The following is a 24857-nucleotide window of genomic DNA, read 5'->3' as shown; positions in this document are numbered from 1 at the left end:
CAGTGGGCCAAAGAAAAACCCCTCCCCGGCTGGATGCCGGAGAGGGGTTTGCTGTTCTACTGTGCCTGGATCAGGCGCCGGTCAGGCCATGCAATGCCATGGGCAACTGACGGATACGCCGGCCGGTTGCAGCATAGACCGCGTTGGCGACCGCCGGGCCGACCGGCGGCGTGCCGGGTTCGCCGACACCGGTGGGCGCCTCGGCCGAAGGCACGATGTGCACCTCCACCTCCGGCATCTCGTTGATGCGCAGCGGAACGTAGTCGTGGAAGTTCGACTGCTCCACGCGTCCGCCATCCAGGGTGATGGCGTCATGCAGGATGGCGCCCAGCCCGTAGCCGATGCCGCCCTCCATCTGCGCCTTCACCACATCGGGATTCACCGCCAGGCCGCAGTCGACGGCGCAGACCACCTTCTCGACCTTGATCTCCCCGCTGTCGGTGATCGAAATCTCGGCCACCTGGGCGACATAGGAGTTGAAGGATTCATGGACGGCAACGCCGCGCGAACGGCCCTCGGGCAGCGGACCGCCCCAGCCGGCCTTTTCCGTCGCCAGTTTCAGCACCGCCGCATGACGCGGATGGTCCTTCAGCATGGCCATGCGGAACTCCACCGGATCACGCCCGGCAGCCTCGGCCAGTTCGTCGATGAAGGCCTCGGTCGAATAGGCGGTGTGGGTGCTGCCCACCGCACGCCACCACAGCACCGGCACGTTCACATCCGTGGTGTGCAGGTCGACCGCCATGTTGGGGATCGCATAGGGCAGGTTGTCGGCCCCCTCCACCGAGGTCTTGTCGATGCCGTTCTGGATCAGGGCACCGGCAAAGGGCGTGTTGCGGACGATCGACTGGCCAACGATGCGATGATGCCAGGCGACGAGATTGCCCTCGGCATCCAGTCCGGCGCGCAGCCGCTGAAAATACATCGGCCGGTACTTGCCGCCCTGAATGTCGTCCTCCCGGGTCCAGATCACCTTCACAGGCGCGCGCCCATCGATCGCCTTGGCGACGCTGACCGCTTCGGAAACCATGTCGGCGTTGGGCGTCGCCCGGCGACCGAAACTGCCGCCGGCCAAGAGCGTGTGAACGCGCACCTGCTCCGGCTTCAAGCCGCTGATCGCCGTGGCTGCGCCGTGATCAACCGTTTGGATCTGCGATCCGGTCCAGACATCGCAGGAATCCGGGCCGAGCTGGACGACACAATCGAGCGGCTCCATCGGCGCATGGGCGAGGAAGGGAAACTCATAGTCGGCTTCCAGAACCTTGTCGGCAGACGCCAGCGCCTCTTCCACAGCGCCGTCATTGCGCGCCGTATCGCCCGGCTGGTCGGCAAGGGCCTTGTACTCGGCCATGATCTCCGCAGAGCCGCGGGTCTCGCCGGTGGTTTCGTCCCAGACGATCTCCAGCGCATCCCGGCCGTTCTTGGCGGCCCAATAGCCTTCAGCCAGAACCGCGACGCCCTGGGGCACCGCAACTACGTCTGTCACCCCGGGCACGGCTCTTGCCGCCGTGTCGTCGAAAGACGTCAGGGTCGCGCCGAAAACCGGCGGCCGGGCCATCACTGCCGTCAGCATGCCCGGCAGGGTCTTATCGATCGTATAGATCGCCTCGCCGCGGGTCTTGGCGCGGGAATCCAGCCGGGGAACGTCTTTACCGATCAAGATAAAGTCGGCGGGGTCCTTCAAAGCGACCTCCGCCGGGGCCTCCATCTGCGCGGCCCGTTCCGCCAACTCACCGAAGGGCGCGCTGCGGTTTGAGCCGGCATGAGAAACAATGCCCTTGGAGACCGTGATCTCGCCCGCCGGAACGCCCCAGAGATCGGCGGCCGCCATGACCAGCAGGGCGCGGGCGCCCGCGCCGGCCTGGCGCATCTGCGTGTAGGCATTCGCGATGCTGGAACTGCCGCCGGTGCCCTGAACCGAGCCCCAGTGAAGGTTGTTGTAAAGCGTGGCATCGGCCGGCGCATGTTCGGCGCGCATCTGCGACCAATCGGCATCCAGTTCCTCGGCGACCAGGGTCGAGAGGCCGGTATAGGTGCCCTGGCCGAATTCGATGTGCTTGATCAGCACCGTCACACTGTTGTCCGGCGCAATGCGCACAAAGGCGTTGGGATTTACCGGCGCCGCAGCGCCCGTGGGGGCGGCTGCCCTGGCGATCTTGCTACCGGCCTGCGGCAACACCACGCCGATCACCAGGCCCGCGCCGACGGCGGCGCTGGCCTTCAGAAACTGACGGCGGTTGGTGCGCGGGGTTTCCGCCGGAGACTCCGCTGCGACCATTGTCTTGTCTTTGAGTCCTGCGAGCATGATGTCAGGTCTCCATCATCTTGGCGGCTTCATGGATAGCGGCACGGATGCGCACATAGGTGGCGCAGCGGCACACGTTGCCGCTCATCGCCGCGTCGATGTCCTCATCCGTGGGCTTGCTGTTCTCGCTCAGCAGCGCCACCGCCGACATCACCTGTCCCGACTGGCAGTAACCGCACTGCACCACGTCGAGCTTTTCCCAGGCGGTCTGAACGGCTTCTGCCGCTTTCCCGGACACAGCCTCAATCGTCGTCACCGCGCTTCCTTCGACGTCCTCGACTGCGGTCACACAGGACCGGGTCGGTATGCCGTCGACATGCACCGTGCAGGCGCCGCAAAGCGCCATGCCGCAACCGAACTTGGTCCCGGTCATGCCCAGCTCGTCGCGAATAGCCCATAGCAAAGGGGTATCGGGAGCAGCGTCCAGTTGGCGCTCCTCCCCATTGATCAGCAGTTTCACCATTCCTGCGGCTCCAGATCTGAGAGTTGAGGCGCTTGCCTGAGCGCCGATGATTGCCGGACGTGTTTGTCGATCTGCCGGCTTCGAAGGGGGCCCTGAACCCCCGGTAGTAGACTTGATAGTTTACTATCTAGGAACGTTGATCCGCCGGGCAAGGCAGGCCGATGTGAAGCTTTCTGGGATTTCGCACTCCAAATCGCCAGAATCCGCGCAAAAAGCGAATCTGCGGCAGATTGATCAATCAGGGCGGCATCGGACAACACGGCTTCAGGGCACAAAAAAGAAGCCCCGCCAGAGTTTGGCGGGGCTAAAGTCACAGCAATCAAATGGGTGTATTTGCTCTTACGCCCCGGGATCCGGATCGGATCATCCGGATCGCGTTTTTTTCAAAAAAATCGGCATTGCGCCGAAACCCGCTGGATTGGCGACATTTTTCCAGAAACCTAAACAGTCTATTTACCGGGAGCGCGTAGTTTCTCCTCACGAAACGTGGGAGCAGGCAGAACTATGCTGACGGCCGATAACAGTCTCGAATTCATTCTCGAACAGGTTCAGGAACTGGGCCGGGGGGATCACGCGCACGAAAAAGCCGCCTACCGCGCGCTGATCCATATGACCCAGCGCTGGGCCGAGCCCACCGACCTCTATATCAGCGAAGATCTGCAGATGGCCGAGCGGATCGGCCAGGATCTGGCCGACATCGCCCGCCACATCCAGGACATTCAGCATTCCTATATGAAAGCCCTGTTCGAGACCGCCGGCGAGGAGCTCTAGATCGGATCATGTTTTGACGGAACCGCTTCGTGGTTGCGACAAAACATGTGAATCCGATCGCCATTAAACAGTTGGAGCAGATCCGGATCTGCTCTGGAGCTCAGCCTTTTTGAAGCGGCGCTGTCGCCGCTTCCAGCCAGGCCTTGGACTCCCCTTCCAGTTGCGGCCCGATCTCCGCCCTGACCCGTGCATGATAGCGATCCAGCCAGTCGGCCTCCTCGGCCGTCAGGAGTTGCGGATCGACCAGACGCCGGTCGATGGGCGCCAGGGTCAGGGTCTCAAAGGCCAGCATCTCCCGTTCCTCGCCTGCCTGGCGGGGCGACTCGGTAACGGCAACCAGATTCTCGATCCTGATGCCGTAGGCACCGGTCTTGTAGTAGCCGGGCTCGTTGGAAACGATCATGCCCGGGCGCAGTGCCACCGAATTCGGCAGCTTGGAAATGCGCTGCGGACCTTCGTGAACATTCAGGTAGCTGCCCACGCCGTGGCCGGTGCCGTGGTCGTAGTCGAGACCCTTTTGCCAAAGTGCATAGCGCGCCAGGCTGTCGAGCTGACTGCCGGAGGTACCGGGCGGAAAGCGCGCCGCGCCGAGGGCAATGTGCCCCTTCAGAACCAAGGTGAAACGCTGGCGCATCTCCTGGCTCGGTTCGCCAAGGGCAACGGTACGGGTGACGTCAGTGGTGCCGTCCGGATACTGCCCGCCCGAATCGCAGAGAAACAGCCCACCGGGCTCAAGCGTCCTGTCGCTTTCCTCGCTCACCCGGTAATGCACGATGGCCCCGTTGGGGCCGGAGCCGGCGATGGTATCGAAGGAAAGATCCCGCAGTTCCCCCGTCGCCGCACGGAAATCCTGCAGGCGGTCTGCCGCTGCCAGCTCGGTCACGACAGCGCCCTGCGCCATCTGTTGGTCAAGCCAATGCAGAAAGCGTGACAGGGCGGCCCCGTCGCGGCCGTGGGCCGCGCGGGTGCCGGCCAACTCCACCGCGTTCTTGCAAGCCTTGGGCAACTGGCAGGGGTCTGCCCCCGGCACGATCTCGGCCCCGGCGGCGCGCAGACGCTCGAAGACCCAACGGGCCGCCGTTGCCGGGTCGGCCTGGACCTTGACACCCTGCCGGCCGAGACGGTCGAGGGCATCACCCAGACGCCCCGGCTGTTCGATGGAAACCGCGTTGCCGAGATGGCGGCTGAGGCCGTCGCTCAGCTTTGCCGCCTCGACAAACCACTCGACACCGCCGTCTGCATGGAGCACCGCAAAGGACAGCGGCAGGGGCGAGCGTTCGACATCACCGCCCCGCACATTCAGCAGCCAGGCGATGGAGTCCGGCAGGGTGATCACTGCCGCGGCCACGCCGTCTTTTTGCAATCCCCGGCCCAGGGTCTCGCGCTTCTCGGCGCTTTCCTGGCCGGCGTAGCGCAGGTCGTGGGCTTCGATGATTGCCTGGGGTGCAGCCGGCCGATCGCGCCAGACGGCATCCAGGGGATTGTCAGCCAGGGCAACCAGTTCCCCGCCAAAACCGGCCAGGGTTTTCTCCAGGCGGCGCACCTGGTCCTCGGTGTGAAGCCAGGGGTCGTAGCCCAGGCGCTGTCCTGACTCCATCGTCTCGGCCAGCCAGTCCGACAGCGGTTCCTCGCTCAGGTGGCGCGGGGTGAAGAGATCCGTATCGACCTCGTTGCGGACCTGGAGCGTATAGCGCCCGTCGATGAAAACCGCCGCCGTAGCCGGCAGCACAGCGGCCATACCCGCCGAGCCGCTGAAGCCGGTCAGCCATTCGAGACGCTGGGCGGAGGCCGGCACATACTCCCCCTGATGCTCATCGGCCCGGGGAACAAGGAAGCCTTCAACCCCCCGCTCGGCGAGGGCCGCGCGCAGGGCCGCCAGCCGTTCAGCATGCGGCGCCACCGCTCCGGCCCCGGCCGCAACATGCTCTGTGCCTGAGGTATGCAGGGAATTTGGGCTGCTCATCGATGCTTATCCTTCCCGGTCCCAGTTTACCGGCCTGGGCGACCGGTTATTCCATTTCGGCTTATGCAGCCGATGCAATGCTGCAGTGCAAAAAAACCGGCTTCGATCTCGCCGTTCAGCGCGTATCTCTATCAATGAAAAGTCATTGCTTCTGAGCCGCTTGGCAAGGCCTTAGAAGCGTTTTTGGTTAATCTGGAGTGAAAACAATGACCCGCCTAAACGATCTTCACGATGCCGCTCGAAGCGGCGCCGGCGTGCGGTGGGACCCTCAATCAGTTGACGTTTTGAATGCCGTTCAAACCGCCCGCCGCCTGAGGGCCCAGTTCGTCGCCGATCATCTCAACCGCGGTTTTGCTGCCGTGGCCCGCTGGTCGGGGCTGACCGCCCTTTTCTCCGCCCTCGGGCGTGCCATGCAACGCCGCCGGACGCTGAATGAGCTCTCGCGCCTGAGCGACGGCATGCTGGCCGATATCGGCCTCAACCGCAGCCAGCTTGTCGCGACAGCAGCGCAGGCGACTGCACCGCAGGCCTCGCACCGCTCGGTTTGGCATGTTCTGGCCGAGCGGACGGTCCTTGAATACCGCCGCCGCAAGACCATCCGCGCACTTTCGGCCATCAGCGACCGGATGCTGCAGGATATCGGCCTTGAGCGTGCCGATATCCGCAGGGTGGCCGCAGACCTGACCAACGGTCAGCCGAGCACCCGTGCGGCCGCCACCGAGGTGGCTGCCTCTGCGGCCGTGGACGTACCGCCTGTGGCTTCCCATGAGGCCCTGCGTCCCGCGACCATCGGACGGACGGCGTTCCAGCGGCCTTATGCCGCAAACGAAAACCTGGGGCATCCCTCGGCCGCCTGATTGGCGACTGCTGCGGGGCGACCCTAAGCAATACTCGCCAGGAAGGCGAAAAATGGCGGCGTTCTATCGGGCTTTGGCTCGGTGGGCGCCGCCATTTGCTTTTTGAGGATGCAGGCCGGGACCGAGAAATCCTACCCGCCCAGCACCAGGGTCGACCAATCCTCCAGACGATAACGCCGGCTGAGCGGCAGGCCGGCGCTGCGGTAGCGGGCGATTACCGAACGCTCCTGGCTCACCAGCAGGCCTGAAAGAACGACCGTGCCGCCGGGCGCCAGATGGCGGCGCAGATCCCGCGCCATGCCGCACAGCGGCTCGGCCAGGATGTTCGCCAGGATCAGGTCATAGGGGCCCTGGGCGGCGATTTCCGCGCGGCGAAAACCATCGCTCAACATGACTTTCACCCGGTCGCCGACCCCGTTGTTGCGGAGGTTCTCACGGGTCACCGCCAGGGAGGGGGCATCGTTGTCGACCCCCAGCACCCGGCAGGGCCAGAGCCGGGCCGCGGCCATGGCCAGAACCCCGGAGCCACAGCCCATATCCAGAACCTCCGTCACGGCGCGGCGCTTGGCGAGGTCCTGCATCGCCAGGAGACAGCCCCGCGTCGTCTCATGCCTTCCCGTGCCGAAGGCAGCATTGGCATCGATCAGCAGATCGATGGCGCTCCAGGGCGCCGGCTCCGCGATATGGGAACCGCGGATGCGAAAACGGCCCGCCGTTATGGCCGGCAGGGAACGCTGACTCTCGGCCACCCAGTCGACTTCAGGCAAGCGCTCCAGGTCGTGCCGCAGCGTTTCGATCCCGGCAACCTCGGCAGCCAGCGCCAGCAGGCGGTCCAGCTCCGCCTCCTCCGGTGCCTCGCCGAGATAGAGCTGCCAGGGTATCAACCCATCGGCATCCTTGCCGCCGGTAACCAGCGCACCGCCCAGGGGTTCGAAGACCGCTTCGAAAGCCGCGAGCGCAGGTTCCGGCAGGGCCAGGGTGAGGCAATAGGTTGCCGTCAAAGCTGCTTCTCCAGGAAAGAACTGTTCAGCCGGCCTGATCGGCGGGGACGACGAAGCTGGCGATGACCTTTTTGTCGCCGGCCTTGTCGAAGCGGATGTTGAGGCGTTCCCCCTCGACCGAGGCAATGGAGCCGTAGCCGAACTTCTGATGAAACACCCGGTCGCCGCGCTGAAAGGCGCCGCTGGCGATGGTCTCGATCCGCGTCGGGGTGACGTCGATGAAGGGCGCGGACTCCTTTTCGCGGCGCGCCTTGGCGCGGGCGAGGCCGGGGCTGACCCGCGCTTCGCTCCACTCGCTCATGCCGCCACCCATGTTGCCAAAAGCCGAAGCCGCCGCCCCGTAGACCCCATGATCGCTTTCCTGCGCGACATGCTCCGGCGGCAACTCGTCGACAAAGCGCGAGGGGATCGCCGCGGCCCAGGAGCCGTGCATGCGCCGGTTGGCGGCGAAGGAGATGATGACCTGCTTGCGTGCCCGCGTCAGGCCGACGTAAGCCAGTCGCCGCTCCTCTTCCAGGCCGCGCCGGCCGGTCTCGTCCAGGGCCCGCTGGTTGGGGAACAGCCCCTCCTCCCAGCCCGGCAGGAAGACCGTATCGAACTCCAAACCCTTGGCGGCATGGAGGGTCATGATGGTGACCACGTCCTGGCCTTCCTGGGACAAGGCCTCCATCACCAGGGAGACGTGCTCGAGAAAACCCGCGAGATTTTCGAACTCGCCGAGGGCGTTCACGAACTCCTTGAGGTTTTCCAGCCGCCCCGGCGCTTCCAGCGACTTGTCGTTCATCCACATCTCGATGTAGCCGGATTCCTCCAGCACGATCTCGGCCAGTTCGGGATGCGGCGTGGTCTCGACCATATCGCGCCAGCGGTCAAAGTCGCGCAGCAGGTTGCCCAGGGCGCGGCGCGCGGCGGGGCGCAGTTCGTCGGTCTCGACAAGACGGCGCACCGCCAGGGTCAGGGGCACGTTGCCGGCGCGGGCGGTCTGGTAGAGCAGTTGCAGGGTGGCGTTGCCCAGGCCGCGCTTGGGCTTGTTCATGATCCGCTCGAAAGCAAGATCGTCGTCCGGCGAATGGATCACCCGCAGATAGGCAAGGGCATCGCGGATCTCCATGCGCTCGTAAAAACGCGGCCCGCCGACAACCCGATAGGGCAGGCCGAGGGTGATGAAGCGTTCTTCGAACTCGCGGGTCTGGGCGCCGGTGCGCACCAATATGGCGATCTGCTTGAGATCGAGATCCTTCTCCCGCGCTTGCATCGCTTCGATCTCTTCGCCGACGAAACGGGCTTCGGCCTCGCCGTCCCAGAGGCCGCGCAGGCGCAGCTTCTCGCCCTCGCCGTCCTCGGTCCAAAGCGTTTTTCCGAGGCGTCCTTCGTTGTGGGAAATAAGGCCGGAGGCAGCCGCCAGGATACGGCCGGTGGAGCGGTAGTTGCGCTCCAGCCGGATCACCTTGGCGCCGGGGAAATCCTCCTCGAAACGCAGAATGTTGCCGACCTCCGCGCCGCGCCAGCCGTAGATCGACTGGTCGTCATCGCCGACGCAGCAGATGTTCTTGTGGCCCTGGGCCAGTAGGCGCAGCCAGAGATACTGCGCCACGTTGGTGTCCTGATACTCGTCCACCAGGATATAGCGGAAGCGCCGGTGGTAGTCGGCCAGGACCTCGGGCTCGTTCTGGAAGAGCGTCAGGTTGTGCAGCAGCAGATCGCCGAAGTCGCAGGCATTCAGAGTCCGCAAGCGCTCCTGATAAGCCGTATAGAGTTCCACCGCACGGCCGCGGGCGAAGTCGCCGGCCTCCCCCGCCGAGACTTTCTCCGGCGTCAGGCCGCGGTCCTTCCAGCGCTCGAAAATCGACAGCAGCGCCCGGGCCGGCCATTTTTTCTCATCGACATGCTCCGACTGCAGGATCTGTTTCACCAGACGGATCTGATCGTCGGTGTCGAGAATGGTGAAGTTGCTGCGCAGGCCCACGGCCTCCGGATTACGCCGCAGAATGCGCACGGCGATGGCATGGAAGGTGCCCAGCCACCAGCCCTCCACCGAGGGCCGATCCAGCAGGGCCGCCACGCGGTCCTTCATCTCCCGCGCCGCCTTGTTGGTGAAGGTGACGGCGAGCAACTCACCCGGCGAGCGCGCCCGCCCGGTCATCAGCAGGTGGCCCAGGCGGGTGGTGAGCACGCGGGTCTTGCCGGTACCGGCGCCGGCCAGCACCAGCACCGGGCCGTCCAGCGCCTCGACAGCCGTGCGCTGGCCCTCGTTCAGGGCATCGAGATAGGGATAGGCATGGGCCGGAGTCGCGGCCGCGGAAAGATCTGACATAGCCCATTTATAGCGCAAGCCAGCCCGGGGCTCACGCCCGGAAGCCTTTCTACTGGGGATAAACTGCCGACAAACTGACAGCCCCCTGGCAGCCCCCCTTGGCAGCACAGCCTTGACCCTCAGGCGCGCGCCGCCTTTCATGCCCAAAAGCCGTAGCTTTAAAAGGAATCCCTTTATGTCCCGGCGGACCGAAACCCTGCCCCTTCTGACAGCCACCCCCGGAACCAGCCGGCAACTGACAGTGCACCGCTTCGGATCGCCCGGCGCGCGGCCCAAGGCCTATCTGCAGGCCTCCCTCCATGCCGACGAGACTCCGGGCCTGCTGGTCCAGCATCATCTCCACCGGCTGCTGGCGGCGGCGGAGGACCGCGGTGACATTCAAGGCGAGATCATCCTGGTGCCCTATGCCAACCCGATCGGGCTTTCCCAGTTCGGCAACGGCATTCACCTGGGCCGCTATGAAGCCGGCGGGGCCGGCAACTTCAACCGCAACTGGCCGGACCTCTTCACGCCCATCGCCGAGAGGCTGGCCGACAAGCTGGGCGACGACGAAGCCGCAAACGTCGCGGCGATTCGTCAGGCCCTGGTCGCCCATCTGGCGGCGCAGGAACCGGCCAGTGAAATGCATGCCCTGCGGCTGGCACTCGCCGGCATGGCGGTGGATGCGGATCTGGTTTGGGACCTGCACTGCGATGACGAAGCCTTGATGCATCTCTTCCTGATCCCCGCACACTGGCCCCAGGCGGCGGACTTTGCCGCCGACCTCGGCTGCCACGCGGTCCTGCTGGCCGACGATTCCGGCGGCAACTCCTTTGACGAAACCTTCTCGACGCCCTGGACCCGCCTGGCGGCACGCTACCCCCAGCATCCCATCCCGGCGGCCTGTCTTGCGGCCACGGTCGAGCTGCGCGGCACCTCAGACGTCAACGACAAGCTGGCATCGGGCGATGCCCAGGCGCTGTTTCACTCGCTCCAGCGCTTCGGCGTGATCGCCGGCGATCCGCCGCCACCGCCGAGACCGCTCTGCGAAGCAACCAGTCTGGATGCGACGGATTCGGTACGCGCGCCCTGCGGCGGGGTTCTCGCCTATGCGGTACAGCTCGGCGACCGGGTCGAGGCCGGCGATACCCTCGCCTGGATCGTCGATCCCGCGGCGGAGCCGGACAAGGCCCGCACAGCGGTTGTCAGCCAGGCCAGCGGCATCGTCCTTTCCCGCCGTCTGCACCGCTACGTGCGCCCGGGCCTGGCCATTGCCAAGGTCGTGGGCAAAACGCCCCTGCCGCACCGCCAGGACGGCTACCTCTTGGAGGACTAGGACCGGAGCCTTATCTAGGAGAAGAAGCGTCGGCAGGCCCGGCTGGACAACACCAACCGGCGCGCTAGCTTCTAAAAAATGCTACTCTTGGTGAAACAAGGGAAACGCGGCAAGAGAAAGGAATGTGGCATGATCGAAGGCATGCGGAATTCCGTGAGGGCTCGCTCCCTCACCGCCTTGACGGTTGGTCTCCTTTGTTTGCTTACGGTCATTGCGCTGCCGGTAAAGGAGGCAACTGCCCAGGGTAATCCCCTGGGCGCGGTCGTCGGCGTAAGGGCGGAGGTGCCGCCTTCGGCGCGGACCGCCGGTACCCTGGGCACAGAACGTGAAGGCGGCGGGGTTGTTATCGGCGCCGACGGCCTGGTTCTCACCATCGGCTACCTGATCCTCGAAGCGGTTCAGGCCGAGGTTCAGTTGCAGGACGGCAAGACGGTGCCGGCGGAGATCGTCGCCTACGACTACGACACCGGCTTCGGCCTGCTGCGCCCGGCAACGCCCTTGAACGTGGCCCCCATCGAGCTTGGCGACTCCGACACCCTGCCGGCCGAAACCCAGGTGCTGGTAGCCGGACCGGACGGGCCGAGCGGCGCCGTGGTCGTCTCAAGGCGGGAGTTTGCCGGCTATTGGGAATACCTGCTGCCCAATGCGATCTTCACCGCCCCACCCTATCGCAGCTTCGGCGGCGCCGCCCTGATCGGCTCCGACGGCCGCCTGCTCGGCATCGGTTCCCTGATCGTCGGCGACGCGCGCGGGCCCGGCGAGACCTTCCCCGGCAACATGTTCGTGCCGATTTCCCTGCTGAAACCGATCATCGCCGACCTGAAAAGCCAGGGCCGCTCCGCCGGGCCGGCAAAGCCTTGGCTGGGCCTCTTCACCCAGGAACTGCGCGGCCACGTCTTCATCAACCGCGTATCCCCCGATGGGCCCGCCGCTTCCGCCGGTATCCAGGAAGGCGACATTGTCGTTGCCGTCGGCGGCGAGCCGGTCGCCAGCCTGTCGGAGTTCTATCGCAAGATCTGGGCGCTGGGCGACGCCGGCATCGAGGTACCTCTGACCTTGCTGAAGGGCGCCAACGGCTTTCGCGAAGTCTCGGTGAAGTCGGGCGACCGCTACGACTATCTGAAGCTTAATCCGACCTACTAGAGCAGATCCGGGTTTGATGGAATCGCGTTAGCGATCCATCCAACCCGGTGAGTCTACTCTAACTCTTTGATGGCGATCGGATTCACATGTTTTGGCGCAGCCACAAAGTGGTTCCGTCAAAACATGATCCGATCTAGAGCCTAGTGCTGTCTGGGCGCACCAAAGTACCGCGCCTGAAACAAGTGGGACCGCTTCGCCTTAGCGGCCCCTCCCCGCAGATCGCTTCCGCCATCCGGAGATCCCGGGGGAAGAAACCGGACTGATATCCGGTTACCCCCAGTGGTCCCAGGCTTCTTGCGGTCAGGCCGCCTTGTCGCTTCTGGCTTGCAGCCGGCCTTCTTCCAGCAGTGCAAAAAGGTTGTCCGGCGGGATCTGCAGAATGTGGCGGATATCCTCCCGACTCATCCAGACAGCCCATTCTTCCAAGGCTTCCGCACGCTGCGGCACCGCCCAGTAGATGCTGCCTGGTTCGGTGTGCATGTAACCTTCGCGGGCCGCCAGCCCGCGACAGGCGGCGAGCGGGAACATGAAGCCAAAAACATAGTCCGGCGACCACCTCATGAGAGCCAGCACCATCGCCAAGCGGGCCAGCACGGCTGTCATCCCCGCGCCCCGGTACCCGCCGGGGCCTCCCTTGAGCCAGAGTTCACCGTGATAGCAAACCCTGCCCGCAATGGCGCGCGAACCCGGTGCCGGACAATAGCGGGATCGCTCCGCATCGATCCGATGGCCCGCCGGCACGAAATCGCAGAATCGCTTTTCCAGATACGATGCCAAGGTCGAACCTTCCAAGTCGATCATCTGCACGGCCTGGGTATGGACGACTTCACCGTAAGGATCCCTGCCAAGAATCCAGAATGCCGTTCCTTCACCAAGATCGTTTGTCCGCGGATCGAACTTCGGCGCAAGAACGTTACGCTCCGGCTGCGTTTTCAAGGCTTTCTCGAAAACCGAGAAATCCGAGCCAACTTCCAAGGCAACACCGCGCGAAGCCACCAATTCCACGATGGTGGAGACGAAACAGCATCCCAGAAAGGTCTCTTTGGTGATCATTTTTTGCTCCTATGCTTCTAAAGAAGCGCAGGAGCATAAGCTGGAGAGGTTTGGTTATTCTTGCGTTTCCAGGTCCGCTGGATCAAAGGCCATCAAAAGGGCCTCCGGCATGGTCCTGATCTGCGCCTCATCAATACCCGAAATGCTTAGATTGTAGGTTCGGTCGACAAGAACCGTCAAAGCGAACTCGCCGTCGGGAAAGGTGCAGCCAAGCAGCAGTCTCTGAAAGCTGACGGGCAGCAGCGGTCCATCCTTGGCCCTCGGCATCTGCGTGTGGATATGGTCGAGGCGGACAGAGTAGCCCTCATAGACCTCCTCATAGGCCTGCGAGATGAAACGGGCATAGGATGTGCCGGCGGGCGTCTCGACCATGAAGCAGCCGACGCTGCTTTTCGCCCAGGTCCAACCGAACCAGGAACTGTAGGACGACTTTTCGCCGATTTCGACGCAGAGCCAGGCATCCCCATGCCGTCGATAGATGACCAGATAAGGACGGATCGAGGCCAGCGCCGGCGATTCGAGCAAGGTGCTGGAATCCGCCCAGGACTGGAACCCGTGTTGCAGGAGCGGCGACGGGTCGACCCAGAGTCGGCTCAGACGGTGCTTCTGCGCACAGAAAATCGGGTCGCCTTCGTCATTCACCAGAACCCGGCCGTCAAAGTCCTCTGCGTTGCCGGTGAGCCACGACTCGCCCCGGGCAATAATGGCTTCCGCCTCCCTGAGTGATCGGGACCCGGCTTTGGTGAGCTGGTATTGCCGGTCTCTCACCTCGAAAAGCTTCTCGCCCCTGGTTTCTTCGAGGATGTCGATATGCCGCCGGATGGTCTGCCGCGTGCTGCCCAGCAGGCCGACCGCCTCCGACATATTGAGGGTTCGGGCCAAGGCGATGTAGGAGCGAAGCATCTCAAACAGGATGGTTCGGCTTGGCACCGTGGACATAGGACTGGCGTCTTCCCTGCAAACCCGGCCGTTTGGCCCGCCGAATCCCGTTACGGCAGCCGGCGGTCCGACCGGTTGTTTCTTATCAATCGGTTTCAGCCGCGGATGTTACGGATGCTTGACGCCGCCTGCAACGATCAGGCGAACTCTCGCCATTATGCGTAAGGAAGCTTCCCTTAAGGGCCGGGGCCTCAGGGGGCGGCCCCGCAGGAAGATGCCATCTGCCGAAAACCCCGAAAAACAGCGGAAATCGGGTGACAAAGGGGGCTTGCCCACCTGGACCGGGGCAAACCGATTCGGTCCAGGTGGGTGCAATCGAAGCGATTTCTTGCTTCTTGCCTCAGGCTTTTCGAATAACGACCTCGGCATATTCCGATGGGACGATCAGAGTGCCGTCTGTGGCGACATTAAAACGGTCCAGCAGAGCGCGCAGGTCGCTGTCGAGCGCACCGCCGGCATCGCCCAGAGCCAGAAAGGCTTTGTGTATCGGCCCATAGTAGGTCCGGAAGACCTCCATGAAGTGATCCGGTGAGAGATAGCGGAAGTTAAACAGACGCGGCGTCAGATCGATGGAAACCGCCGCCGAACCAAACAGTTCCCGCAGAGCGGCCTCGGTTCCCCAGAGCGCCGGCGACTTCACACCGGCAGGCGGTGGCAGGTGCTTGCCGATGGTCTTGAAGACCTGGCCGATGAAACCCTCCGGTGTCCAGTTGGCGAGGCCGATCTGGCCGCCGGAACGGCACACACGGAGCATCTCCGAGGCAGCCTTGGCCTGATCCGGCGTGAACATCACGCCGTAGGTCGAGAGCACCACATCGAAGGCAGCATCCTCGAAGGGCAAAGCTTCGACATCGGCAACTTCAAAGGTGATATCCAGATGCTCCGCCGCGGCCCGGTCGCGCCCCTTGTTCAGAAGGGTTTCGACATAGTCGGTGGAGGTTACCTGGCAGAATCGGCGCGCCGCGGCCAGGGTGGCATTGCCGTTTCCGGCGGCCACATCCAGAACTCTGGCGCCGGGACGCAGGTTGATGGTCTCGCAGAGCTGCTCACCGACGATCTGCAACGTCGTGCCCACGACGGCATAGTCGCCGGAGGCCCAGGTCGCCCGCTGCTTCTCCTTGATCGCTTGGAGGGCAGGCAGGGTTTCATTCTGTTTCAAGGCAGTAGACATACTTCCGTTCCTTTTCCGGATCCCGTGGCCAAAGCCGAACCGGGATCGCTCGCGGCGGCAGGGTGATGACACAAGGCGCAGGGCCTGCACTAGTTCAGGAACTGAATCGGCCCGGTATAGATTCTGAACTGGATACGGGGCTAAGATCGGGGCCGGAATAAGCCGCAGATAGGGAGAGAGCCCAATGACCAGCGGCAGCTATCAACAATTCTGCCCGGTTTCCATGGCTGCGGAAGTTCTCTGTACGCGCTGGACGATGGTGCTGGTGCGCGAGCTGGTGGCCGGCACGACACGTTTCAACGATCTACGGCGCGGGATGCCGCGAATGTCCCCGGCGCTGCTGTCGAAACGCCTGAAAGAGCTGGAAGAAAACGGCGTCGTGAAGAGGGTACCCGTCGCGGGCGAGCCCGGCGTGATGGAGTATCACCTGACCCCCGCCGGCAAAGAGCTGGGACCGATCGTGGAAGCCATGGGGGTCTGGGGACAGCGCTGGACCGAAACCCAGCCGCAGTTGGAGAAGCTGGACGCCGGCCTGCTGATGTGGGACATGCGCCGGAGTATCCGGATATCGGAACTGCCGGCGCGGCGCAATGTCATCCAGTTCATTTACCCGGAGTGCCGCCCCGCAGAGCGTAACTGGTGGATGGTCGTGGACCCGCAGGAGGGGGCCGACCTCTGCATGGTCGAACCCGGCTTCAACGTCGATCTCTATATCCACACCGACCTGCGCACCATGACAGCGATCTGGATGGGGCTCGACACGCCGGCCAAGGCCGTTGGCGAGGACCGCATGACGGTCACCGGCGACAGGGTGCTGGAGAAGAATATGTTGAAATGGCTGGGCCTCAGCAGTATCGCCGGGGTCAAAAAGCAGGTCGCCTAGAGCGGGTCATGCTTTAGCGCAACCACGCAGTGGTTCCACCAAAAACATCCTCCGGTCTAGTGCTTGAAAAACGCGGTAACCGGGAGGTCGAAGATCTCGGCCAGCCGGTACAGCAGTCCGGCGGGCATGGTTTCCTGATCTTCTTCGAAGATTTTCACCTGCTCCGCGCTGATCCCGAGCATGATACCCACCTCGTCCCGACTTAGATTTCTTTCCAGGCGCGCTTCGCTGATCTGCTTTCCCACACCATGCCCATCCAGACTCAAGCCCACGCCCTCTCCATTCCAGGATTTGATTTGTCAGGAGACGCAGTTTGATAAAACTCTGGGCTGAATCAATTTGATAACAACACACCCATAGAGGAGCATTAATTTGCTTAATCCGTTGATTCTTGACCAAGTATGGAACATATTTGTTCCCTAGAGGCCGGCGCCGCCGGGCCGCTCAACGGCGAGTTCGAATCCGTTTTGGATCTACAAAACAAAAAATTGAATCCTTTGTCTCATCCTCCCGCAACCGATGATCGCCATCCGTCGACGCTGTTCGACATTCTCAAGTCCTTTACCACTTTAGCGCGCACTCTGAACCTGTCGGAGACCGTCGAAGTGCTGGGCGTTACCCGCCAAACCGTCCGCCGGCACATCAAGAGCCTGGAGGAGATGAGAGGCATCCGGCTTCTCGAACTTCGCAACCGGCGTTACTACCTGACCGAAGCCGGCGAGCAGCACAGGCTGGAAGCAGAGCAGATTCTGGCCCTCGCCGAGAACTGGCTGGCGAACAGAAGCATCCGCACGCGCAGCCACAGTGCCCTCGACCGCATCGCCTATCAGGGGGCCGACGGCTATTCCTTTCATGCACAACAGCATCACCTGAGCCGTCTCTGGGTGGATGGGCCGGCGCTGCTGCGCCGCAGTTTCGATGCCTGGAGCCGATCGGAACTCCAGCTCGAACACCCGGTCATGGCGGAGATAAAGCCCTACCGCCTAGTCTATCGCAAACGCGAGGACGGCTGGCTCTGCGTCGAGATCGGCGAGAAGTCGTCCTATGCCACCTGGCTTGGCTGGGAGTGGGCCAAAAGCGCGATCGGCCGTTTCTCCCAGGAGGATCCGGTGGGCACGGATTTCGACAACTTCATGTCACAAGCCTATCCGAAGGTATTCGAGGACGGCGGCGCCCGGCTCGATCACATCTGCGGCCAGATACCCCGCGCGCACCAAGGCCCCGCAATTCCTGTGCGCTTCCAGCGCCTGTTGCTGGGCTGTGTTTTCCCAGACGGCGAGCCGGCGCTCAGTCTCTTTGTGGCCCGCACCAACCGTATCTCGATCTCGGGCCTCGACCTCGAAAAGCTGCCGGTCATGGACGACGAACTTCTCATGGAATACGAGATCTAGGTAGTGCACTCATAAATCTATTTTCAAGATCAGCGGTTTGTGATTCTGTGATGGTCTGGTTTGGCGTTCGGAGGAGAGCATGTCACGCTATGATCTTACGGAGCTGGAATGGCGGTTCATCCAACCGATTCTGCCGAACAAGGTGAGGGGTGTGCAGCGGCGCGATGACCGGCAGGTTCTGAATGGCATCTTCTACGTGTTGCGCACCGGCTGTCCGTGGCGCGACCTGCCCGGGCGCTACGGCCCCTATACCACTGTGTACAACCGCTTCCGCCGCTGGACCCGGGCCGGCGTCTGGGACCGGGTCATGGACGCGGTGGTGGATGCTCACAACGGCGATGTGGTGATGATCGACGGCACGTCGGTGCGCGTGCATCACGCCGGGGCCACGCTCAAAAAAACGATCCCCGACGATGCATGGGTCGTTCACGTGGCGGTCTGACCACAAAAATCCACGTTCTGGTCAATGAATGGGGGCTACCGTTGAAGGTCCACCTGACGCCGGGACAGGCCCATGACGGGCCGGTGGCGCCGCTTCTGCTGGGGGACTTGCAACCCGGACAGGCTGTTCTGGCCGACAAGGCATACGACGCCAACCACATTCGAAACCTGATCTGGGAGAAGGGAGCGGAAGCGGTGATCCCCTCCAAATCCGACCGCAAGATACCGATCCCATTCGACCGGGAACTCTATCGTCAACGCAACAAGGTCGAGCGCTTCATCGGCCGTATCAAGAAATCCTTCCGGCGCATCGCAACCCGATACGACAAGACATCACATGCCTTCCTCGCCTTCATCAAAATCGCCGCTGTCAGAATCTGGTGCGAAGCTTATGAGTCCGCTACCTAGTCCCCTCCGGGCACAACGATACAGTTAAACGATCTGGGTCATCGCCCGGCTTCCAACCCTGGAGCGGATCATATTTGTCGAAATCACTCGTGGTTTGGACAATATGTGAATCTTCTGAAAATCAGATGGTTAGAGCAGATTTGCCGGGCTGGATGGTTCGCGCGCGTGATTCCATCAAACCCGGAACTGCTCTAGGGCCGAAAATACCGCTACCTTTGCCCCAGTCGTAAACGAAGGCAAAGGAGTGTCCGTCATGCCGGCAGATCGTCTTTTTTCCGAGGTCCAGTTCATCGGCGCCATCAATGAGGTCGCAGAACGCAATGCGGTGCGGCTTGAAGTCAGTTGCGATTTCGATGAATTCCGCGATCTGCGCCAGAAACAGACGGACAGGCCACCGTTGTCGCCGATCTTCGATCCGGCGGTTTCCGATCTCGGTGAAAAGAACGCCTTTTGGATAAAGGGCAGCAACAGCAAAGGTGACGTCGTCCATACACAATCCGTTCGCCTGAACGATCTAAGCGGTTGCAGCCTTGCCGAGCACCTTCACCAGCGGCGCGTCGCCTACATGCCGCCCGGCGTCGGCGTCGATGCCGACCAGTCAAGCTTTGGCATGGCGCCGGCTTCCCGCTTTATCACCGGTGATGTCTGCTATCACGGCGAACTCTGGCTGAAGGGCGGGAACAACGGCCTGCGGGGGAGCGGCATGACCTCGACCCTGCCGCGCCTCGCGCTCGCGCTTGCCCTGCTGGAATGGTCGCCGGACTTCATGTTCGGCCTGGTGCATCCGCTGGCGGCCTGCAAAGGCCTGGCCGCCCGCGAAGGCTACATGCATCTGGCGCCTGGCGGCATCCTCTGGCACCAGGCGGACAGCCCTGAGCCTTTCGAAGAGTGGCTGGTGTGGATGAGCCGTGAAGACATACAGCATGTCATGCGCTTCTCACCGCTGTCGCTTTACGAAAAGCTTGAGAAGAAAAGCAGCCCGCGTGCAGCGCTCAGCGATCGGGTGGCCGTCGCCGCCTGATCGTGCCCCGAACAGGGGCACCGGAAGGGTCCCGCCTGCCGGCCGCGGGGGTTCAGGCCGGGCCCTTGGCTCAGCGCCGACGCTGTCCCCGCGAGGTCGCCTCGCCGCGCTCTTCAGCGCGCGCCGTATCGAGGGCGCGCTGATAGGCGAGCATGACCGAGTGCTCATGGGCCAGCCCCCGCATCACCATCGATTTCTTGTCGGCGACCACGGGCACATGGGGCTCACCCGTCAGGTTGTAGACCTGTACCGCCGCCTCCAGATGGTCACTGAGCTGAAGGACAGCCGGGACCGCCCGGGCCACATCGGCCGCGTTTATTTCGGAATCATGGCTGGTGTCGAAGGCTGCTTCATGCAGGTCTGCATAGGTGATGATCCCGCAGAGCGCATTATCGGCGTCGAGGACGAAAAGCTCACCCCAGGGCGCAGACTGCAACTTCAAACGGACTTCGGCGATGGGCGTGAGCGGCGAGACCGAAGAGAAGCGGTCGTCCATGACCGAGGATATCTTAATGCGTCGCATCAGGCCGGCCTGGTGGCCGCCGCGCAGAGAAACACCGCGCCGCTCAAGCTGCGCCAGGAAAAACGAGCGGCCGTGGATCTGCTGGGTGACCACCGAGGCGATCACCGTGGCCAGCATGACCGCAATGGTCAGCTCATAGTCGTTGGTCATTTCGAAGATCATCAGAATGGTCGAGATCGGCGCGCCCAGAACGGCGCCCGTTACCGCGCCCATGCCGATAATGGTATAGGCGCCATGCCCGGAGGAGAGCTCGGGAAAGGTCTGGGTCGCGAGGATGCCAAAGGCGCCGCCGACCATCGCGCCGATGAACAGGGAAGGCGAGAAGACACCACCGGCAAAGCCGCTGCCCAGGCAGATCGCCGTCGCCGCCGTCTTGGCGACGATGAGGGCGAGCAGCAGCCAGAGGGGATAGAGATCCGAGAGGGCCGCATCGGTCGCCTCGTAGCCGACCCCCAGCACCTCGGGGAAGGCCAGGGCAATCAAGCCGAGCAGCAGTCCGCCAAAAGCCGGCGTCGACCAGGAGGGCAGCGGCAGCTTGCCGACCACATCCTCGGTAAAGGTGATCGAGCGCATGAAGAGGATCGCCGCAACCGCCGAGACCAGGCCCAGCAGGGCGAAGGCCGGAAACTCCCAGAACGACACGATCGACCAGGTCTCCGGCAGAATGAAGGCAGGGAAGTCCCCATAGTGCGCCCGGCTGATCAAGGTGCCGGTCACGGAGGCGATAACGATGGGGGCAAAGGCCGAAAGGGCGTAATGCCCCACCACGACCTCCAGCGCGAAAAACGTTCCGGCAATCGGCGCATTGAAAGACGCCGCCACCCCCGCCGCCACACCACAGCCCAGCAGGGTGCGCGCCAACACCCGGCCGAGATGCAACCGCTTGGCAACCCAGGAGCCGAGAGAGGCCCCGAGATGAACCACCGGACCTTCACGGCCGACGGAGGCGCCGAAGCCGATCGAAGCCGCGCTGGCAATGGCGGCGCGAATACCGATGGTCAGGGACATGCGCCCGTCGCGCAGGGCGGAAGCCTCCATGACATGGGGGACGCCCTGCGGCTTTCCGCCCGGCAGGGCAAAGCGCACGAACAACCCGATGAGCAGGCCGCCGAGAGTGGGAACGATGACGACATGCCACCACGCCAGCGCGCGGATCTCCGTGGCCACCTGCTCGCTGGAAAATCCGTAAGACAGCCACTGGACGCCTGCAATGGCATCGCGGAAAGCGATGGCTGCGCCGGCGGCGGCGGCCCCTATCACCACCGCAAGAACCGAGAGCACAACCTGATCGTTGCGCCCAAAGCGCCGCAGGGGAATGACGATGTGCCGACGCAGAATGCGGCGCGGCTTCATCGCCGGGGCCCCGCCGGACGGTCTGGGTCGCCATGAACACCGTCCGCTGCGCCCAACAGCGCCAAAGGGCTCTTCAGTCTGTTCAACAATTCCATTGCCGGCATGAAGACTACCAATCGCCGCACTTTGGCCGACGGGAAGGATCAGGAGTGTTAACCTGACACAGAAGCCGGAGGCCTCGCAAAGACGTGAATGCCTCGAGGCCCCGCCATGCCCTGAATTCCCTTCAACCCGAATTCAGGATACCCAGATCGTAAGCGAGCCGTAACCCCCGGCGGGAACGGTCATGGAACGAGCTCAGGAGAGAACAGATGAGACAGAAGCACCCTATCTCACGACGCGGTCTGCTGAATGCCTCGCTCGCTTTGGGTATCGGAACGCTTGGGTTCGGGATCGCCGGAAGCCGCGCGGCCGACGGGCCGCCCCTTACCCCCCGACAGACACCGGGTCCATTCTACCCAAGCCGGCTGCCCGCCGATGCCGACCGGGATCTGACCCGGGTGGCGGGTCGGGCAAAGCGTGCGGCGGGGCGGATTGTTCAAGTCGCCGGCAGAGTCACCGACGACAGCGGCCGGGCGCTGGCCGGCGCCAGGGTTGAAATCTGGCAGTGCGACGCCTTCGGCTACTACCACCACCCGCGGGACCGCGGGGGCCGGGCCGATCCGAATTTTCAGGGCTATGGACGCATGCTGCTCGGCGAAGATGGCCGCTACCGCTTTACGACGATCCGGCCGGTCAGCTATCCCGGCCGCGCGCCGCATATCCATTTTGCAGTTTCCGGCCCGGGGGTCGAACGCCTGACCACCCAGATGTATCTGGCCGAGCATCCACAAAACGCCCGTGACTTTCTCTACAACGCAATCCGGGATCCGGCGGCCCGCCGCTCCGTAACCGTTGCCTTCGTCCAGCAGGCGGACGACCGGCCGCCTTTGGGGCACTTCGATCTGGTGCTCGGGCGCAGTCTGCCGGCCAACTGACCAAGATCCACTCTAGTTGCAGCGACCTTCAGAGCCTTCGGCACAAACCCTTTCCCCGTCGATCCAGGTGGCACCGCTGAGATCCGCCTGGGTGAGGTCCGCCCCTTGCAGCCTCGCGCCGGAAAGATCAGCACCGCGCAGGTTGACGCGAAAAAGCCGCGCCCGGCGCAGGTCGGCATCGGTCAGGTTCGCATTGCTAAGGTCCGCCTTGGTGAAGTCGGCCTCCTGGAGATTGGCGCCGACAAGGCTCGCCTCGACAAGCTCAGCATTGACGAACTTGGCGCGAAAGGCGTCGACGTCATCCAGGATCGTCTTATTTAAGGACGCCCTGAAGAAACTGACATCGCGCAGTTGAGCTGCCGTCAGATCGACCGAATCAAAGTTCAGCCGGTCAAACACGCAACGCCGCCAATTGACCTCCGGCGACGGCGGGTCGGTGCAGGCCGCCAGGGCCATGGAAACCGGACCGAGGAGAATGAAAAGGAAGGTGAGTATCGTCGTGCGAATGAATTTCATGGGCCATAGGATCACCATCACAGGCCCCTCAGGGCAACGGAAATCTGCCTGCTTTTCATCAATCACCCGTGTCCCTCACTGGCTGGCCAGGGCCGGCTTTGCAATGACCCGCCCGACTTCCGACGGCAGCGGCAGGACAGAGTGCGCGGCCAGCACCGCTGCCAACCTCTCCTGAACTCGCTGAGGCATGATCGCCACACGGCGATGATTCAGGTCGACATAGAGACTGAGGCTTTCCATGGTCGCCGCCAGGAAGCCTTCTTCGGCATGAAACATACTGTTGAAAAACCTGATCCGTTTGTCGTCAAAACCAAGCAGCCGGGTGGTGATTCGCAAAGCAGCGCCTTCCCTGACCTCACGCTGATAGGTCAGGTGAATATCGCCGGCAAAGGTGGAGCCGCCGCTGGCTTCGCGATGCGCATCGTCAAGCCCCAGATAGTTGAGGAAATCATCGGTCGCCCTGTCGAAGGCCAACAGATAGTAAGCGACATTCATATGCCCGTTGTAGTCGATCCATTCCGGCAAAACCACGGCACGGTGCCGGTCGAACGGCGTCTCGATCATCGTCTCGGCCATCGTCTCGATTGTCCCTGCCCCAAAGACCAAACCAATACCAGTTCCGGCGCTGCCAGCATCCGGAGATGTCGTCCACTGGCCGGTGCCGCCGACCCTCCCGGCCGCCAGCCGGCCACAAGATAGAGCATTGGCCCGGGGGCACAAAGCGGCTAGCGTCGCTTGCCGCGGCCCGTCGGGCCGCTCTGTCAGCGATCGAACCGGCCACATGAACCGACTGCTTGCTTTCCTGGGCGGACACGCAACCTGGGTCCTCTTCATCGGGGTGTTTCTGGGTCTCGCCCTGCCCGACCTGGCCTCGCTGGCCCGCCCCCTGCTGGCACCGGCGGTGGCGGTACTGCTGACCGCCACGCTGGTCCGCGTGGACTGGCAGGTCTTGCTGGCACACGCCCGGCGGCCATGGGTGACGACCCTGGTGACCGCCTGGCTGCTGATCGGCTCGCCGCTGTTGATGGCCGGTCTAATGGCCGGACTGTCGGTTTTCGATGCCCTTCCGACCAGTCTGATGACGGCACTGGTCCTGATGGCGGCGGCCCCGCCGATCCTCAGCGCCGCCCCCATTGCGATCATCCTGGGGCTCGACGGCGCCCTGGCCCTGGTGGTGGCCCTGGCGGCCACCCTGCTGACACCCTTCACCGTGCCGCCGCTGGCTTTGGCCCTTTTAGGCCTGGAACTGGACATCGGAGTCATCGACTTCATGCTTCGGCTGTCTGTCATTGTCGCTGCATCGTTCCTGCTGGCCTTCGTCATCAGACGGATCATCGGCCGCGAACGCCTGCCGAGGGTGGCCGCGCACATTGACGGCAGCGTGGTGGTGGTCATGCTGATCTTCGCCGTCGCCATCATGGACGGGGTGACGGCGACGCTGCTGACCCAGCCCGCAAAGGTCGGGCTTTGGCTGTTGACAGCTTTTATCGCCAACCCGGCGCTGCAACTTGCCGGCGCCCTGGTCTTCTTCTGGCTCGGGCGCCGTCGCGCCCTGACGGTTGGTCTGGTATCGGGCAATTGCAACATGGGCTTGCTGCTCGCCGCTTTTCCGGCCGGAACCGACCTTGATGTCGTGCTCTACTTTGCGGTTGCGCAGTTGCCGATGTACATGCTGCCGGCCGTCCTGCTGCCGATCTACCGCCGCCTGGTCCGACAGCCGGAAGAACCGGAAAGTCGCTCTATCAGAAGCGGTTAGGCAGAAACGCTTAGGGGTGATGCGGCATTTCTGCAACAGTGATGCAAAGCGACGACAGACCGCCGACGCAGGCCCCTAGTCATTGCCACCACTCTATGATAGGGGAAACAAAGGTTTTGAAGGTGGTCAGGGCCGCGGTTCCATAAGGATTCGTTAACGTACATTTGTCACGTTCGCCGGGAATCGTATTTTGCAGCCGGATACGTTCGAGGCCTGATAGAATCGCGTTGTTCCAATGGTCTTGGATACGGGATCAACAGGATGCCGCTTCGTATCTGCTTGAAAAGTTCCAT

The 24857-nt window shown here is 63.2% G+C and carries 22 protein-coding genes; 10 read left to right on the top strand and 12 right to left on the bottom strand.

All coding sequences use genetic code 11. From position 1 onward, the window contains the following. Positions 1–70 precede the first annotated feature (70 nt). Both ACP146_RS03430 and ACP146_RS03425 read right to left on the bottom strand, forming a co-directional pair. On the bottom strand, positions 71–2305 hold the full coding sequence (locus ACP146_RS03430) for a molybdopterin cofactor-binding domain-containing protein (protein ID WP_422365370.1): 2235 nt from the start codon (positions 2303–2305) through the stop codon (positions 71–73). A gap of 4 nt (positions 2306–2309) precedes the next feature. Next, positions 2310–2768, bottom strand: a complete 459-nt coding sequence (locus tag ACP146_RS03425; RefSeq protein ID WP_422365369.1) for a (2Fe-2S)-binding protein — start codon at positions 2766–2768, stop codon at positions 2310–2312. 504 nt (positions 2769–3272) lie between these two features. Here ACP146_RS03425 and ACP146_RS03420 point away from each other — a divergent pair. After that, positions 3273–3539 carry a hypothetical protein gene (locus ACP146_RS03420; RefSeq protein WP_422365368.1) on the top strand — a complete coding sequence of 89 codons (267 nt, stop codon included), beginning with the start codon at positions 3273–3275 and terminating at the stop codon, positions 3537–3539. 100 nt (positions 3540–3639) lie between these two features. Here ACP146_RS03420 and ACP146_RS03415 read toward each other — a convergent pair whose 3' ends face one another. Next, positions 3640–5502, bottom strand: a complete 1863-nt coding sequence (locus ACP146_RS03415) for an aminopeptidase P family protein (RefSeq protein WP_422365367.1) — start codon at positions 5500–5502, stop codon at positions 3640–3642. A gap of 206 nt (positions 5503–5708) precedes the next feature. Between ACP146_RS03415 and ACP146_RS03410 the strand changes: the two genes are divergently transcribed. Beyond that, complete coding sequence (locus ACP146_RS03410; protein ID WP_422365366.1) at positions 5709–6359, top strand: DUF1127 domain-containing protein; 651 nt, start codon at positions 5709–5711, stop codon at positions 6357–6359. 131 nt (positions 6360–6490) lie between these two features. On the opposite strand, the gene ACP146_RS03405 is transcribed toward ACP146_RS03410, so the two are convergent. Continuing rightward, positions 6491–7360 (bottom strand): 50S ribosomal protein L11 methyltransferase, encoded by an 870-nt coding sequence (locus ACP146_RS03405; protein ID WP_422365365.1) that lies wholly within the window; start codon positions 7358–7360, stop codon positions 6491–6493. Between the two features lie 25 nt (positions 7361–7385). Further along, positions 7386–9674, bottom strand: coding sequence for an ATP-dependent helicase (locus ACP146_RS03400; protein WP_422365364.1), 2289 nt, complete (start codon positions 9672–9674; stop codon positions 7386–7388). Between the two features lie 175 nt (positions 9675–9849). Here ACP146_RS03400 and ACP146_RS03395 point away from each other — a divergent pair, with 175 nt between their 5' ends. Both ACP146_RS03395 and ACP146_RS03390 read left to right on the top strand, forming a co-directional pair. Beyond that, complete coding sequence (locus ACP146_RS03395; RefSeq protein WP_422365363.1) at positions 9850–10989, top strand: succinylglutamate desuccinylase/aspartoacylase family protein; 1140 nt, start codon at positions 9850–9852, stop codon at positions 10987–10989. A 129-nt stretch (positions 10990–11118) separates the two neighbouring features. Continuing rightward, positions 11119–12132 carry a S1C family serine protease gene (locus ACP146_RS03390; protein WP_422365362.1) on the top strand — a complete coding sequence of 338 codons (1014 nt, stop codon included), beginning with the start codon at positions 11119–11121 and terminating at the stop codon, positions 12130–12132. Between the two features lie 300 nt (positions 12133–12432). Here ACP146_RS03390 and ACP146_RS03385 read toward each other — a convergent pair whose 3' ends face one another. From ACP146_RS03385 to ACP146_RS03375, 3 genes are all read right to left on the bottom strand, one after another. Beyond that, positions 12433–13185 carry a hypothetical protein gene (locus ACP146_RS03385; protein WP_422365361.1) on the bottom strand — a complete coding sequence of 251 codons (753 nt, stop codon included), beginning with the start codon at positions 13183–13185 and terminating at the stop codon, positions 12433–12435. Positions 13186–13239: 54 nt separating this feature from the next. Then, positions 13240–14124, bottom strand: a complete 885-nt coding sequence (locus tag ACP146_RS03380; protein WP_425032181.1) for a helix-turn-helix domain-containing protein — start codon at positions 14122–14124, stop codon at positions 13240–13242. A 340-nt stretch (positions 14125–14464) separates the two neighbouring features. Further along, complete coding sequence (locus ACP146_RS03375) at positions 14465–15295, bottom strand: class I SAM-dependent methyltransferase (protein WP_422365359.1); 831 nt, start codon at positions 15293–15295, stop codon at positions 14465–14467. 184 nt (positions 15296–15479) lie between these two features. Here ACP146_RS03375 and ACP146_RS03370 point away from each other — a divergent pair, with 184 nt between their 5' ends. After that, on the top strand, positions 15480–16178 hold the full coding sequence (locus ACP146_RS03370; RefSeq protein ID WP_422365358.1) for a winged helix-turn-helix transcriptional regulator: 699 nt from the start codon (positions 15480–15482) through the stop codon (positions 16176–16178). Between the two features lie 56 nt (positions 16179–16234). Here ACP146_RS03370 and ACP146_RS03365 read toward each other — a convergent pair whose 3' ends face one another. After that, entirely contained in the window at positions 16235–16450 is a 216-nt protein-coding gene (locus ACP146_RS03365) for a helix-turn-helix domain-containing protein (protein WP_422365357.1), read from the bottom strand. A gap of 225 nt (positions 16451–16675) precedes the next feature. Between ACP146_RS03365 and ACP146_RS03360 the strand changes: the two genes are divergently transcribed. The 3 genes from ACP146_RS03360 to ACP146_RS03350 all read left to right on the top strand — a co-directional run bounded on the left by ACP146_RS03360 (position 16676) and on the right by ACP146_RS03350 (position 19439). Continuing rightward, positions 16676–17569 (top strand): LysR family transcriptional regulator, encoded by an 894-nt coding sequence (locus ACP146_RS03360; RefSeq protein ID WP_422365356.1) that lies wholly within the window; start codon positions 16676–16678, stop codon positions 17567–17569. A gap of 79 nt (positions 17570–17648) precedes the next feature. After that, positions 17649–18418, top strand: a protein-coding gene (locus ACP146_RS03355) for an IS5 family transposase (protein ID WP_422365355.1) whose coding sequence is annotated in 2 segments (ribosomal slippage) — positions 17649–17970 and positions 17970–18418 — 771 coding nt in all. Because the reading frame shifts where the segments join, the coding sequence is not laid out codon by codon here. 253 nt (positions 18419–18671) lie between these two features. Next, complete coding sequence (locus tag ACP146_RS03350; RefSeq protein WP_422365354.1) at positions 18672–19439, top strand: hypothetical protein; 768 nt, start codon at positions 18672–18674, stop codon at positions 19437–19439. 70 nt (positions 19440–19509) lie between these two features. Here ACP146_RS03350 and ACP146_RS03345 read toward each other — a convergent pair whose 3' ends face one another. Then, positions 19510–21315 (bottom strand): chloride channel protein, encoded by a 1806-nt coding sequence (locus ACP146_RS03345; protein ID WP_422365353.1) that lies wholly within the window; start codon positions 21313–21315, stop codon positions 19510–19512. Between the two features lie 311 nt (positions 21316–21626). Here ACP146_RS03345 and ACP146_RS03340 point away from each other — a divergent pair, with 311 nt between their 5' ends. Continuing rightward, positions 21627–22292: a hypothetical protein gene (locus tag ACP146_RS03340; RefSeq protein WP_422365352.1), complete on the top strand. Its 666-nt coding sequence runs from the start codon at positions 21627–21629 to the stop codon at positions 22290–22292. A 12-nt stretch (positions 22293–22304) separates the two neighbouring features. Here ACP146_RS03340 and ACP146_RS03335 read toward each other — a convergent pair whose 3' ends face one another. Continuing rightward, positions 22305–22808: a pentapeptide repeat-containing protein gene (locus ACP146_RS03335; RefSeq protein ID WP_422365351.1), complete on the bottom strand. Its 504-nt coding sequence runs from the start codon at positions 22806–22808 to the stop codon at positions 22305–22307. Between the two features lie 75 nt (positions 22809–22883). After that, positions 22884–23384: a thioesterase family protein gene (locus tag ACP146_RS03330; protein ID WP_422365350.1), complete on the bottom strand. Its 501-nt coding sequence runs from the start codon at positions 23382–23384 to the stop codon at positions 22884–22886. Positions 23385–23589: 205 nt separating this feature from the next. Between ACP146_RS03330 and ACP146_RS03325 the strand changes: the two genes are divergently transcribed. Next, positions 23590–24564, top strand: a complete 975-nt coding sequence (locus tag ACP146_RS03325; protein WP_422365349.1) for a hypothetical protein — start codon at positions 23590–23592, stop codon at positions 24562–24564. Positions 24565–24857: the final 293 nt, after the last annotated feature.

This window comes from Pelagibius sp., assembly GCF_965249265.1.
Lineage (GTDB): Bacteria > Pseudomonadota > Alphaproteobacteria > Kiloniellales > Kiloniellaceae > Pelagibius.
This window is presented reverse-complemented; position numbering and strand designations above follow the sequence as displayed.

Coding starts and splice junctions, on each gene's coding strand:
- ACP146_RS03335 (WP_422365351.1), bottom strand. CDS start 22,808: ATGAAATTCATTCGCACGACGATACTCACCTTCCTTTTCATTCTCCTC.
- ACP146_RS03420 (WP_422365368.1), top strand. CDS start 3,273: ATGCTGACGGCCGATAACAGTCTCGAATTCATTCTCGAACAGGTTCAG.
- ACP146_RS03350 (WP_422365354.1), top strand. CDS start 18,672: ATGCCGGCAGATCGTCTTTTTTCCGAGGTCCAGTTCATCGGCGCCATC.
- ACP146_RS03385 (WP_422365361.1), bottom strand. CDS start 13,185: ATGATCACCAAAGAGACCTTTCTGGGATGCTGTTTCGTCTCCACCATC.
- ACP146_RS03330 (WP_422365350.1), bottom strand. CDS start 23,384: ATGGCCGAGACGATGATCGAGACGCCGTTCGACCGGCACCGTGCCGTG.
- ACP146_RS03375 (WP_422365359.1), bottom strand. CDS start 15,295: ATGTCTACTGCCTTGAAACAGAATGAAACCCTGCCTGCCCTCCAAGCG.
- ACP146_RS03380 (WP_425032181.1), bottom strand. CDS start 14,124: ATGTCCACGGTGCCAAGCCGAACCATCCTGTTTGAGATGCTTCGCTCC.
- ACP146_RS03345 (WP_422365353.1), bottom strand. CDS start 21,315: ATGAAGCCGCGCCGCATTCTGCGTCGGCACATCGTCATTCCCCTGCGG.
- ACP146_RS03400 (WP_422365364.1), bottom strand. CDS start 9,674: ATGTCAGATCTTTCCGCGGCCGCGACTCCGGCCCATGCCTATCCCTAT.
- ACP146_RS03390 (WP_422365362.1), top strand. CDS start 11,119: ATGATCGAAGGCATGCGGAATTCCGTGAGGGCTCGCTCCCTCACCGCC.
- ACP146_RS03410 (WP_422365366.1), top strand. CDS start 5,709: ATGACCCGCCTAAACGATCTTCACGATGCCGCTCGAAGCGGCGCCGGC.
- ACP146_RS03430 (WP_422365370.1), bottom strand. CDS start 2,305: ATGCTCGCAGGACTCAAAGACAAGACAATGGTCGCAGCGGAGTCTCCG.
- ACP146_RS03415 (WP_422365367.1), bottom strand. CDS start 5,502: ATGAGCAGCCCAAATTCCCTGCATACCTCAGGCACAGAGCATGTTGCG.
- ACP146_RS03395 (WP_422365363.1), top strand. CDS start 9,850: ATGTCCCGGCGGACCGAAACCCTGCCCCTTCTGACAGCCACCCCCGGA.
- ACP146_RS03425 (WP_422365369.1), bottom strand. CDS start 2,768: ATGGTGAAACTGCTGATCAATGGGGAGGAGCGCCAACTGGACGCTGCT.
- ACP146_RS03370 (WP_422365358.1), top strand. CDS start 15,480: ATGACCAGCGGCAGCTATCAACAATTCTGCCCGGTTTCCATGGCTGCG.
- ACP146_RS03325 (WP_422365349.1), top strand. CDS start 23,590: ATGAACCGACTGCTTGCTTTCCTGGGCGGACACGCAACCTGGGTCCTC.
- ACP146_RS03340 (WP_422365352.1), top strand. CDS start 21,627: ATGAGACAGAAGCACCCTATCTCACGACGCGGTCTGCTGAATGCCTCG.